This window comes from Sulfurimonas sp., from assembly GCF_018698455.1.
GTDB lineage: Bacteria > Campylobacterota > Campylobacteria > Campylobacterales > Sulfurimonadaceae > Sulfurimonas.
This window is the reverse complement of record NZ_JABIOQ010000002.1, coordinates 19233-31545: the sequence shown is the minus strand read 5'-3', so window position 1 is coordinate 31545 and position 12313 is coordinate 19233. Positions and strand designations below refer to the sequence as shown.

The following is a 12313-nucleotide window of genomic DNA, read 5'->3' as shown; positions in this document are numbered from 1 at the left end:
TGTAATTTTATCTCTTTCTTAAGACAACAAAGAATATAATCATACTTCTAAATCAGCCGAAGTGATGGAATGGTATACATAGGGCACTCAAAATGCCCCGCCTCAAGGCTTAGGGGTTCAAATCCCCTCTTCGGTACCACACTCTTGAAGCTCTAATCCTTTTACATATATCGTATTTATAAGAAATAAATTAAAGTTATATAATTAAACTTAATCATATTTAAATAAAAATGGCAAAAGTTTTAAAGAAGAAAGTTGTTAAAGCAGTAACTAGAGCAAAAGCAGCAGCTAAAAAAGCTACAGAAAAATCAGCTCCAAAGAAAAGGTAATTCTTAAAACTTTATACTAAAGGTTGAACCTTCATTTTCTTTACTAGTTATCCCTAGCTTAAAGTGATGAAGATTTAGTATATTACTTACTATAAATAGCCCCAATCCAAGAGAATTATTCCAACTATTTTCATGAACACGATAAAACTTTTCAGTAATGTTTAAAAGATTTTTTTGAGATATACCTATTCCGCTATCTATAATTTTTAGACTCTCCTGCGTAAATTCTATATGCACCTCATCTTCTGAGTACTTAAAAGCATTCTCAACGAGATTTGTGATGACAACACTAAATAATGAAGCATCCACTTTAATAACTATATCTTTATCACCACTTATAATAACTTCTCTGTTGTTGTAACTGAGTCTAATGTTTTCTACTGAATCATTGATGAGTTCATAAAGATTAGTAGTCTTAAAGTGCATAGCTTGTTGCCCACTATCTAGTTTACTTGAGAGTCTCAGTGTGTCTATGAGCTCACTGAGTTTTATTCCATTGTTATAAATTTTACTCAAGAACTTCTTTCTTATGTTAGGATTGATATCCTCATCATCCATAAGTGTTTGAGAATATCCATTAATAACAGCAATTGGGTTTTTAAACTCATGACTAATCGCAGAGATTATGTCATCTTTTTGTTTATTGGAACTCTGTAGTTTATCTGTAAATTTACTTTTTTGCTTCTCTTTTTTAACAAGAATTTGTGAAACTTTTGTCAAAAGGGAAGTAATACTTTGAAATTCCAATGAAAGAGTGGATGTGATATATGTATTTTTATTCTTTTTTGTAAGAGAGCTCAAGAATGTAGCAATTTTCTGGAATTCTCTTTCTATACTAGTACTAATTTTATAAGTAATAATAAAGATAATAATAAAAAAAATAGCTAAAGTGAAAAGTATCTCAGCACCTAAAATATATATTTTTTCATTAATGCTTTCAAGTGCTTTTGAGACTCTAATGTAAAAAAACTTATCATCATATTTATACTTTTTTGCAACATATAAAAAATCTTTCTCTATACTATTTGAGTGTCTAATGATGGAACCATACTTATCTTTATCTGCTTCCATAATTTCTGCTCTATATTTATGGTTATCAAGTTTTGTTTTATCTTTATGGGACTCTGCAACAACTACTCCATCTAGAGAGATAATGGTCAAACGCAGACCTAAGTCATTTTTTATGTTTGTAGCTATCCTGTCTAAGTTAGGTTTATTCTTCAGATTAAGAGAAATTATTTTGATGTTATTGAGAAGTGCCTCTCGCGTTTGAGAGATATAAAAATCTTTTATCCAGAAGTAAATGAGGGAACCTAACACTATAAAAAGTATTCCAAGAACTAGGAGTATCTTTCTAAGTACAATCTCATGAAATTTTAGCAAAGTTTGTAACCCTCCCCACGAACTGCTTCTATGTAGTTTTTTTCACCCTTAGGGTCAATGCTCTCTTTAAGTCTCTTTATAGCTACATTTACAGTTTTTAGCTGTTTGTTTTCACTATTTTTCCAAACATTTTCAAGAAGGGTCTCTCGACTAAGAAGTATATTTTGATTTTTAAGAAACTCTAAAAGTAAGTCATGTTCTAGTGTGGTAAGTTTTACATCTTCTCCCTCAATACTAAATATTTTGTTGGAAGAATTATATGTAATGTCTTTATATTTTATAATTTTTTGTTTTTTTGATGTTCTTCTTATAAGAGATTTTACTCTTGCTTTAAGCTCATTAACATTAAATGGTTTTGTAATGTAGTCATCTCCGCCACTATCAAGCCCCTCGATTATATCTTCACTTGAATCTTTAGCACTTACATAAATCACTGGATGATTGTAACCCTCTTCTCGAATTTGTGAGATGAAAACACTCCCATCAATTCCAGGTAAGTTTCTATCCATCAGTATCGCAGAAATTTCTTCTTCATCCAGTATATCCCTTACATTTGATGTATCTACACAGGTTATAACATCGTAACCATCTTTGGAGAGTGTATACTCCATAAGGTCTAAAATATCTTCTGAGTCTTCTACAATTAGAATTGTTTGGTTAGTTAATTGCATTTTGAGTTCACTTCTTCAACGATTAATATTGTATTATTCATAAAAGTATTGTATCTAATTTACCTAGTTATGAAAATTACCACCAACTTTGGCATATACGAGAAGGTTTGCTATACTCATCGCACGTGAGGCAATTTTTGTACTTTTTCTTAAAGCTTTTAACATTTTATGGTACTTCTCAAAACTATTTGCATCATCTGCCTGAAGATAAAGATTACGTTCTACCATCTCATACAAGTCATCAGACTTACTCTCTTCGATTAGAATCTCATTATATATCTCTTGAATCTCTTCTTCATCTTCACAGCTAAGAGTATTAAGAGTAAGTTGTATTGCTTTTACTGTTGAGGACTGCATTGGAAGTGCATACTCTTTAATGGTAGCAACATCTACATCATTACAAACATCTGTAAAACCACGTATGAAACTTCTAGTACTTGAACAAGCTCGTGAGAGTTCATTTGTGATTTTAAGATAAGCTATAACCTGTCTAAGGTCTCTAGCTTCAGGTGTATAAAGAGCTAAAACTTTAATGATCGCATTATCTACTTCATCTGTTTTTGAAGCAATGTTCTTAATATTTGCTCTTGCATCAATAAATTTTTGTTCTTCACAATCATTTAAGGCTGAAAGTATAAGTTTATTAGCTTCTAATAAACCACTCCCTATTTTTATTAACTTCTCTTTTATTCCATCTACATTAGTTTTAAAATTTGGTAACATATTTTTTCCTTTATTTTGGGGTTTAGCCCTTATACACAAACTATTTAGTAGTTTGTTGCATTGGGTTTTAACCCTTATACACAAACTATTTAGTAGTTTGTTGCATTGGGTTTTAACCCTTATTAACCGAAACGGCCAGTGATATAATCTTCTGTTCTATTCTCTTTTGGATTTAAGAAAATATTTTCTGTTTTGTCATACTCGACTAAATCACCTAAATACATAAATGCGGTGTAGTCACTAATACGAGAAGCTTGTTGCATATTGTGTGTGACGATACAGATACTTATGTCTTTTTTTAGTTCTACTAAAAGTTCTTCAATAGCCCCTGTGCTTATTGGGTCAAGTGCTGAAGTAGGTTCATCAAAAAGAAGTACTTCTGGTTTTACGGCAACGGCTCGTGCTATACATAAACGCTGTTGCTGTCCACCTGAAAGACCCATTGCAGACTTTCCTCATCTGTCATGAACCTCTTTCCACAGTGCTCCATCCTTGAGTGCTTGTTCTACTCTATCAGCTAATTCTGTTTTGTTTTTAAGCCCTGAAATTTTAAGGCCGTAAGCGACATTATCAAAAGTACTCATTGGAAAGGGAGTAGGCTTTTGAAAAATCATCCCTACTCTTTGACGCAGTTCTATAAATTCATTTTCTTTTTTAATATCTAATATATTTTGCATACTTCCATTTACTTGATTAAGTAATTCTATCTTTCCATCATACTTATTGCCAGGGTATAAATCGTGAATACGGTTCATACTACGAAGAAGTGTAGACTTTCCACAACCACTTGGACCTATAAGAGCTGTGATCTTGTTTTTCTTAATAGGAAGTGTTATATCACGAAGAGATGGATGCTCCACCCCATGGTAAGTAAAAGAGAATTTTTTTATGTTCATAACTTGCATGGGAAGTTCCTTGTAGGTCTTAAATAATATTTATTTTATATGGAATTATAGAAAAGTTTGGTTACATAATGGTTACGAGAGAAAGGGAGATGTTTTTTGACTTAGTTTGTTAGCATTTAATGAGAACGGTTGTCGTGCATTCTTATGTTTTGTTGTATCTGAACTTCTATAACGGTTTATTCTTTTGAAATATATTTAAAATCCTAAATTTAATGCTTTAATTCAGTAAAATATTTTTATGTATTAAGAACTCAAGTGAAATTCGCTTGAGTTCTGTTATAATAATCCTAATATAAACAAAAAGGTAAATTATGACTGCACCTATAATTATGGCAAAAAGCATTATCGACTCACTTCCAACAGATACTTCTTATGATGAGATTATAAAAGAGCTTGCATTTGACAGAATGATAAAAAAGGGTTTAGAAGATTCTAAAAATGGTAAAACCATTTCAAGCAAAGAGATGGAACATAGAATCAAGCAATGGTAAATATTAATTGGACCGATGAAGCAAGTTTTTGGCTTAAAGATATTCATGACCTCATTGCACAAGATACTCAAAAATAGCCAAGAGAGTTGTAAACGAAATTTTTACTAAAACTCAAATCTTGTCTACATTCCCAAAAGTTGGCTATCCATATCAAAATGACACAAATAATGAAATTAGGATTTTACTTTATGGACACTATCGCATTGCATATTTTATTAAAGATGCAGAAACTATAGATATTTTAGGTGTATTTCATGGAGCACTAGCGATAGAAAGATATTTATAAGTTTAGATATAACAAGTACGAGGAGACCAATAATTTTCCCGCTAGAGTAAATTATTAGTCTCTTCGAGTTTGTTATGTTTTTTGTGTTACCTTAACTCTATATCTAGTGTAGAAACTTCATCTTTTGTTAATTGAGATATCGTTTGTTTGTATGTTTTTTCTATTTTCTCTGCTGGTATCCATTGTCCTCCAGAAAACTCACAACAGTAAAAAATTGGGGAACCTTTAGTTTCTTTTACTACGGGAGCAATATATCTATAGGCTTGCTTAATGTTTTTTTCTACTCCGTTTCCAGTTAAATATATATTAGCTAATTGATATTGTGCGATTCGAGCATCACTATTTTGACCAAAAAAACCTTGCTCTCCAATCGCACCAATAATATATCCATCTGCCCATTTAGTATCTGACTTTTGAGCCGCAGCAAGTTTATACCATTTTATCGCTTCTGGTATATTTTTTTCTACAGATACTCCAAGTTCGTACATAACACCTAGTCTTAATTGTGCCCACGGGTAACCAACAATAGCTTTTTTCTTTATGATTCCATGTGCAGATTGAGTATCTCCCTGATGCCAAGCAACATCAGCGGTTCGCTCTCCTATATTTGGGTTTGGTCCTGCACAACCACTAAATCCAATTATTAATATGCTCATAATATAGTATAAGCTTTTCATTTATATAATTTCCTTTTGAACGGTTGTCGTGAGCGATAATTTCACGCTAGGGAAATTATTAGTCTCCTCGTTTTTGTTATATCTTTCTCTTTTTCCAGTAGTTGGGTTTTCTTTGGAGTTGCATAATGGCTAAAATAATAATCTCTTCATCTCGTTTGTAGTAAATTACTCCGAAAGGAAAACGGTTTGTCAGACATCTTCGTATATCTCCATCTAGTTTTTGCCAAGCAGTTGGGAAAGCTAAAATTCTTTGGATTGTTTTTTGGACTTCATAAGCGAATTCTGAGCCAAGATTTGTTTTGCATTCTTCATAGTAGTCAACTGCAGCATTTAGTTCAAGTTCAGCATCTGGATGAAATAAGTATTTCATTTATGAATTTAATCTTTTAGCTATTTTTTGAAAAACTTCATCCCCATCAATAAGTGGTACACTGTTTGTTTCAATATCATTTTTTCTTCTGTTTACTTCTTTTATCCATAGTGAGTCTATTGAAGTGTTTAAAGGTGTGATACTAGCTAATATCTTATCAACAATTTTAGTTTTTAAATCTATTGGTAAAATATCTATTTCATCAAATAGTTGTTCTTGTTTTAAAGCTAACATATTAAACTCCAGTTTTAAATATAAACCATTTTATCAAAATGATTTATATTTTGTTATTAAATTTTAAGATTATTTTTCAAATACTAAAACAAACCTACTTGTTCCACTAATGTTACCAAGAAACTTCCAACCTTTTTTATACAGCTTTTGCATTGTAGTTTTACCACTATAATCACCGCTACAAGTCGTTTCAGATGTTGCACCAACCAAGTATGACATACAAGTTGTAACTTTTTTGCATGTGCTGAACTTGTTAATAAACCTAACATTGCTAATCCTAAAACTAATTTTTTCATAAAATCTCCGAACATTTAATTTACCAATTTACTTTCATAAATAGGCATATTCAAACTTCCAGATAATGTGGCTTTTTGGATATAACGTTTGTCGTGAGCAATAATTTTCCCGCTAGGGTAAATTATTGGTCTCCTCGTTTTTGTTATATCTATTTGTTTGTTGCAGCCTTAAAGTGGAGATTCACTCACAGGGGTGTTTCCTCATCTGGATGTGTAAGTTTTAAAAAGGTATGTGGAATAAAGTTAGGATCTTTCTTATCATATATTCCATTGTCCACCATAATATTCACCATTGCATTACTCATTTTTCTTCTCCTTGTAATTTTAATTCTAATTCTATAAAATCATCATCATTAAATAAACTGCTAAAAAATCCGGTTTGTTTCTCATTCTTTCTACTAAAACTCAAGTATATTGTTAAATCTTTATCACCATTTTTTTTTGATAATTCAAATTCATCAATGACAATTGTAATAATTTCGTTAATTATTTTATAGTTTTCTATCGAATTAACCATTACCTGAATTTTAGGTTCTGCTTGATTCATAAAGAATAGTTGTTTTTCCTGACAATCTCGTCTAATGTCCTTACATAAATTATATTTGATAAAAACTCTGTCAATTTCACTTGAAATATGACTAGCATAATTATCATATTTCAGTCCACCCCACCCGGCCATTAAGGTTGTACTTAATGCCAATAATATAAATAACATGATTAAGACCCTTTTATACAGTATCATCATGCCACCTCTCTAGCATCATAATGAGCACCATCAAACTTATAAAAAGCCTGCAGTGCAAATGCACCCTCATATCTATCTAGTATCTCTTTTTGGAAGTAGTTGTTGTAGTAATCTTTTTGAAAGTCTATGGTTACACTTGAAGAGGTTTTACTTATTACAGTTGTGCTTTGGAACTCTTTCATCTCTTTTTCGAAGTTAGTTTCTATAGCAGTTGCATTTGTGTTTCTACCAAAAAGTCTATCTATTATCCATACTTTTTTATCTAACTCACTTAGTCCTATATCTCCACTTATGTTAAACTTCTCTTTAACGCCATTTACATACTCAGTATAACCTGACCATATTTCTATAAACTCTGTAAAGCCACTACTCATACTCTCTACCCCTGTCACTAACTCTTGTGCTTTGGCTTTGAGGCTATCGTTTATGTTGTAGCTTATGAAGCTGTTTAGAAAGAGTCCGTATCCTCTTAGATTTGGTAGGGTTAGTGTATCTAGGTCTATGCTATAGTCTGGTATGGTTGTAGTGTCTATGGTTGTTAGGAGTGGATTGTATTCTAGGTTTATATCTGCTACTAGTTCTTTGTTACCTTCGCTATCAGTATATTTACTCGCTTCGGATAAAGTGGCTCCACCTAGTTCTATATCTGTTGTTAAGACATTATTGGCGTTTATACTTTTTATACCTTCTTCTTTAAGGCTTACTAATTCATCTGTTTGGCTCATACCATCACCGTTAGTGTCATGCCATATTTGAAGTCTGTTAAAGAGTTCATCTCTTTTATCTATAACGCCATCAGCATTAGAGTCTATGAGTTGTTTAAGTTCATCAAACCCACTTGTAGTTAAGTTACCAAACACTTCATCTATGCCATCTATTTTACCATTCTCATTTTTATCGAAAGTAAGTATCCCATCATTAGCACCTATCCAGCTTACTTTCTCTTTTATACCATCGCCTGTTATGTCAAAGTATGTGTTTGAGTCTGCTAACGCTACAGTTGAGATAAAACCATCTTTATCTGTGTCTAGGACTAATGGGTCTCTTCTTGGTGGGGTTGGGTCTATTGGTGGGATGCCGTCGTCTGGGTTTGAGGTATCAGTTCCATCATCAGTATTTAAGTTGTTACCATCATTTGGGTCAAAATTGTTTGGGTCATTTGGATCTAGATAATCAAAAGAATCTAATCCTGGTAGAGCAGCTGTTGTTGGTGTTCCATTTAATAAATCATTCATAGTATTACTTAAATCAAAATCATTTTCTATTACCTTACCTAAACTTTTTCCACTTAATGAACTAGCCCATGTTGCAGATAAAGCAACAGCACTAAGTCCAACTGCTGCCCAACCAACTGGATTACTACCAACGACAATTATATAACCTGCTGTTAAGAGAGCATCAATTAATATATCTTGAGCAACATCACCAAAACCTTTAGCAATAGCCTCATCCCATTCTTTTTGACCTTCTGATGCTTGATACAAAGGAATTACTAAATTTAAACCATGTCCTGTAACCGTTAATTTATTTTGTGTAAATATCACATTATTTGGTTTAATCTTTCCACTTGTAATTGCTTGTGTATCAACTACTTCTTTTACAAACTGAGCAGTATCATAAGTCGCTTTACCATGTTGTAATATAATTTCTTGCATTTTATTTTCCTTCTTGTTTAACTAGTCTATAATTAATCTCTAAATCTTCAATATGTTTATTAAAATACTTAAATAAATATTCATCAAGTATCAAGTAATCCTTATGAGTGAATAAGTTTATATTTATTAACTCATGTTCTTTATTAAAAATAATGATATAATTAAAAATCATCAATTTGCTATTCTTCTTCAATACTACTTTATTCCATACCCAATAGCAGACCTTATACAAATACATCGTTAAATATATTGATTGAATAATTGGAACCACTATGATTAACAGTAAATGTACAGGATTAATTCTTTTAGGACTTTTACCAAAAAGAGGAAAAAAACTTTTTTTGATATGTAGTACATCAGAATGATTTATCTCACTTAATTCCATTGAAAATGGTATGTGAACAAATTTATCTGGATATAGGTATGTAAAATACTTTGGTTCTTTTTTTAAGTTTAAAAAACTTAAAAAAGCCATAACTGTTGATAGAACCCACAAAAAGATTGCAAAAATAAATCTTACATTTCTTTGACTTTCTTGTTTGACAATCTCAAATATTGAGATATTTTGATTCCAATCTATTATTCCTGCAAAGAAAAATGTGTAAGATATAATAATTGTAATTATTAACCAAAGCCCATTCCTATAACTATAAAATTATTATCTATTCTTTTATCTTCCATCATGCCACCTCTTTTTTATAATCTAAACTATTTGATATAAAGCTAATTAAAAAGACTTCCTGTCCTATGGCATTTAGAAAACTCAATGTATTTACAGTTGAAGCTATAAAATTCATTAATTTTCCTTGAATATTTTATTATTTTCCGGTACTTAGATTCTTCTTTAATTTGGTATCAAGGGATCATTGTCATCAGGATCATAAGTTCTAGAGTCTTTAGTATAGTAACCATCACCATCACGATCTTCACCATAACTTATATATGCTGTAACATAACCACCTATACTTACTCCATCTGTTGCAAATACTTTTAAGTAGTATGTAACTGCGGTATCTGTTGTGTTTGTAAAAGTTTTTCCTACCGAACTTGTACCTGAGAACTGAAGTGTTGCATTTTCATCTTGAATTTCATAAGAGTATTGATTTTTCGCATTGAGTGTACCCATCCCACTATCTATAAGTCTACCAGCACTATACGGTGCAACAATGATTTTAAAAAAGTCAACATCACCTGCTTCACTTATTGTTCTCATTTGACTATGTACATCAGTTCTGTTTTGAAACTCGCCCATAGAACCATAAGTTCTTCTCTAACTACTTAAAAATTACAGAAGAACTCTTCTAAGCTATTAAAATCTAAATCTACTTTATCACTGTATTTTAGATAATTTTTATTTAATTTATTAATAGCTCTTTTACTAATAGAATAATTAGAGCTTTCATAAAAATCTATACAATCATTTTTTAAATCTATATCTTCAAAATAATAGATTTTATACTTACTAATCTCATTTTTTAGATAACTCAAGAATTTACTAGAGCTATCTAATTTTCTTAGATTTCTAAAAGTTTGAGGTAGCAAAGATATTTCTACTCTCGTAAGAGTCTTTTCTAGATTTTCTTTTAGAGATTTATCGTAAATAGTAGCTCTATCGTTTCTATTAGAATTATATTTTTCATTATCTATTTCTAATCTAAAATTACCTTTTTTAGTATCTTTAAAATCAAAGTCAGCAAGAGAGTTATAATTACTTCCTTTAGAGTTTTTATATAAAAATATGTTTTTAGCTTCTTGATTTATATCTATAGAATAATCTAACTTTTGAATAAAGTACTGTTCTTGATTTTGTCTAAGCTCTTGGAGTAATTTAATATAAAAATCTTTCTTAATACTATCTGCTATCGGTAGATGTCAGGCTAGTTGTCCAAATTAAGTACCTAAAAATTACCACCTTTGTCTAACTTGAATATATTTCAGTTGCTATCATATCTGTTGTATTATTAGCCTTTACTTTATTTGGATTTAAATGCACCTCTTTGATAAAATGCCAATTACGAGTATTACCACTCCATCTAAGAGAATTAGCTTCTTTAGCCTTCTCGTATACTAAATGTCTCTTCTTTAAAATCTCTTCATCTTGAAGTAAATGCCTTTGAATAGGTGTCACAAACCCAATACTACTATGTAGGTCTACTCAAGGTAGGCATAAAATGCCTAACCTTTGGACTGTAGTTAAAAAGGTAGCTTTAAGAACGGTTGAGAGTGGAGACACAGGGAATATAGATATATTCACCCTCCTTTGAAGATATGATTTCTAAAATAGAGAAACTAAACCCCATCAATACGAAGAACTTTAGTTTTTCCAACCATCAATTCTAAAGTCATTCTCATACGTTTAAATACAGACTCTTGTCTGTACTCTATGTTATGTTTTTTACATACTTCCTTAACAAGAGGTTGCATCTCTTGATAGAAACTTAAAGGCATATTTGGAAAAAGGTGATGCTCTATCTGGTAGTTTAAAAAACCATGCATAAAGTCTATAAAATCACTTCCAGTGTTATAGTTTACACTTCCCATAATCTGTCTTAAGTAGTACTCTCCCTGTGTTTTATGAGGAGTAGAAAACTGATAAATGTCTTCTGCTGAATGATTAGGCACAATGACTAAAAATGAATGTAAATTTGTCATAATCTCTGCTATCACTAAAAAAACAAAAGCACTTAAAACACTACTTAATCCAAATGGTAAAAACAGCAGTGGCAAAAAAACGAACTGAAAAAGTCCATAAGGAAGTAAGTAACTTTTCCATAACTCTTTTCCATTTTTAGTAAAAGGAGAAACCTCATACTTTAGTGTCGGTTCTTCTCCACGTGCCATTCTCTGTTTGTTTTCTAAAATTCTTAGAGTATTAGGTCCGTAATAAGCGATTTTCCAAATAATTGCAAAAGCATATACTACTAAGTATTTTACAAATATTGGTACCTTCATATCATGTATCCATTTAACGTCTTTTTCTACGTTATCAGGATCGTCCATCTCGCCTAAATGGTAGTGGTGCATAATGTTATGTTCATATGCCCAAGCATCAGGTTTTATCCAGTCAAGCCAATCTATAAATCTTCTACTTCCAGAAGCAAAACCTTTTTTTGTATATCGGAAAGGGATATTCGGTACTTTGTCATAAGCACCATGTAAAATAGGATGTGTAATGTTTGCCCATCTAGAGAGGTTGCCAACTGAAACTAAAAAAGCTCCCCCTAAACCAAAGAGCCAAAAGTCGAACTGCTCTAAAACAATTCCATCAAAATTACCAGAACCAATGATAACCACTAATGCTATTATTAGTGAACCAACTATTGTTGAAGCACGGCCCCATCTTTCAAGTTTTAAAAGATGATCAAAGTCCTTTTTTTCAATCTTTATAACTTTTTTTATATCTTCAATATCGCGTTGTAATTGTTCTTGATCTATATCTCTATAGTCTGTATATTCAGCCAAATTATTTTTCCTAAATCATATTTAATTCTCGAAATTATATACAAATATTCTTAGAGTTAATACTATATAAATAGCATTTTGGATAG

The 12313-nt window shown here is 31.2% G+C and carries 14 protein-coding genes, 1 tRNA gene and 1 pseudogene; 3 read left to right on the top strand and 13 right to left on the bottom strand.

The genetic code is table 11. The features are described from left to right. The first annotated feature begins 55 nt into the window (after positions 1 to 55). Positions 56 to 139 (top strand) — tRNA-Leu (locus HOG88_RS00485). Positions 140 to 332: 193 nt separating this feature from the next. Here the strand turns inward: HOG88_RS00485 and HOG88_RS00480 are convergent. The 4 genes and pseudogenes from HOG88_RS00480 to pstB all read right to left on the bottom strand — a co-directional run bounded on the left by HOG88_RS00480 (position 333) and on the right by pstB (position 4011). Further along, positions 333 to 1712 (bottom strand): HAMP domain-containing sensor histidine kinase, encoded by a 1380-nt coding sequence (locus HOG88_RS00480; protein ID WP_295002090.1) that lies wholly within the window; start codon positions 1710 to 1712, stop codon positions 333 to 335. Continuing rightward, complete coding sequence (locus HOG88_RS00475) at positions 1706 to 2383, bottom strand: response regulator transcription factor (RefSeq protein ID WP_295002089.1); 678 nt, start codon at positions 2381 to 2383, stop codon at positions 1706 to 1708. Before HOG88_RS00475 ends, HOG88_RS00480 begins: the two co-directional genes overlap by 7 nt. A gap of 63 nt (positions 2384 to 2446) precedes the next feature. Then, the gene (locus HOG88_RS00470; protein WP_295002088.1) at positions 2447 to 3106 is read right to left on the bottom strand and encodes a PhoU domain-containing protein; all 660 of its coding nucleotides are present in this window, start codon (positions 3104 to 3106) and stop codon (positions 2447 to 2449) included. A 122-nt stretch (positions 3107 to 3228) separates the two neighbouring features. Beyond that, positions 3229 to 4011: pseudogene (pstB, locus tag HOG88_RS00465) on the bottom strand (phosphate ABC transporter ATP-binding protein PstB). A gap of 311 nt (positions 4012 to 4322) precedes the next feature. Here pstB and HOG88_RS00460 point away from each other — a divergent pair. Both HOG88_RS00460 and HOG88_RS00455 read left to right on the top strand, forming a co-directional pair. Beyond that, positions 4323 to 4502: a hypothetical protein gene (locus tag HOG88_RS00460; protein WP_295002087.1), complete on the top strand. Its 180-nt coding sequence runs from the start codon at positions 4323 to 4325 to the stop codon at positions 4500 to 4502. A 118-nt stretch (positions 4503 to 4620) separates the two neighbouring features. Then, complete coding sequence (locus tag HOG88_RS00455) at positions 4621 to 4788, top strand: hypothetical protein (protein WP_295002086.1); 168 nt, start codon at positions 4621 to 4623, stop codon at positions 4786 to 4788. An 86-nt stretch (positions 4789 to 4874) separates the two neighbouring features. Here the strand turns inward: HOG88_RS00455 and HOG88_RS00450 are convergent, their stop codons facing one another. From HOG88_RS00450 to HOG88_RS00410, 9 genes are all read right to left on the bottom strand, one after another. Continuing rightward, on the bottom strand, positions 4875 to 5444 hold the full coding sequence (locus HOG88_RS00450) for a tetratricopeptide repeat protein (protein ID WP_295002085.1): 570 nt from the start codon (positions 5442 to 5444) through the stop codon (positions 4875 to 4877). 97 nt (positions 5445 to 5541) lie between these two features. After that, positions 5542 to 5835: a type II toxin-antitoxin system RelE/ParE family toxin gene (locus tag HOG88_RS00445; protein ID WP_295002084.1), complete on the bottom strand. Its 294-nt coding sequence runs from the start codon at positions 5833 to 5835 to the stop codon at positions 5542 to 5544. Then, positions 5836 to 6069: an addiction module protein gene (locus HOG88_RS00440; protein WP_295002083.1), complete on the bottom strand. Its 234-nt coding sequence runs from the start codon at positions 6067 to 6069 to the stop codon at positions 5836 to 5838. 69 nt (positions 6070 to 6138) lie between these two features. Then, entirely contained in the window at positions 6139 to 6288 is a 150-nt protein-coding gene (locus HOG88_RS00435; protein ID WP_295002082.1) for a hypothetical protein, read from the bottom strand. A 378-nt stretch (positions 6289 to 6666) separates the two neighbouring features. Then, positions 6667 to 7080: a hypothetical protein gene (locus tag HOG88_RS00430; protein WP_295002081.1), complete on the bottom strand. Its 414-nt coding sequence runs from the start codon at positions 7078 to 7080 to the stop codon at positions 6667 to 6669. Positions 7081 to 7106: 26 nt separating this feature from the next. Continuing rightward, positions 7107 to 8765 (bottom strand): hypothetical protein, encoded by a 1659-nt coding sequence (locus HOG88_RS00425; RefSeq protein ID WP_295002080.1) that lies wholly within the window; start codon positions 8763 to 8765, stop codon positions 7107 to 7109. An 844-nt stretch (positions 8766 to 9609) separates the two neighbouring features. Further along, entirely contained in the window at positions 9610 to 10017 is a 408-nt protein-coding gene (locus HOG88_RS00420) for a hypothetical protein (protein WP_295002079.1), read from the bottom strand. Between the two features lie 666 nt (positions 10018 to 10683). Next, positions 10684 to 10893 (bottom strand): hypothetical protein, encoded by a 210-nt coding sequence (locus HOG88_RS00415; protein ID WP_295002078.1) that lies wholly within the window; start codon positions 10891 to 10893, stop codon positions 10684 to 10686. A gap of 161 nt (positions 10894 to 11054) precedes the next feature. Further along, complete coding sequence (locus tag HOG88_RS00410; RefSeq protein ID WP_295002077.1) at positions 11055 to 12227, bottom strand: fatty acid desaturase; 1173 nt, start codon at positions 12225 to 12227, stop codon at positions 11055 to 11057. Positions 12228 to 12313 lie beyond the last annotated feature (86 nt).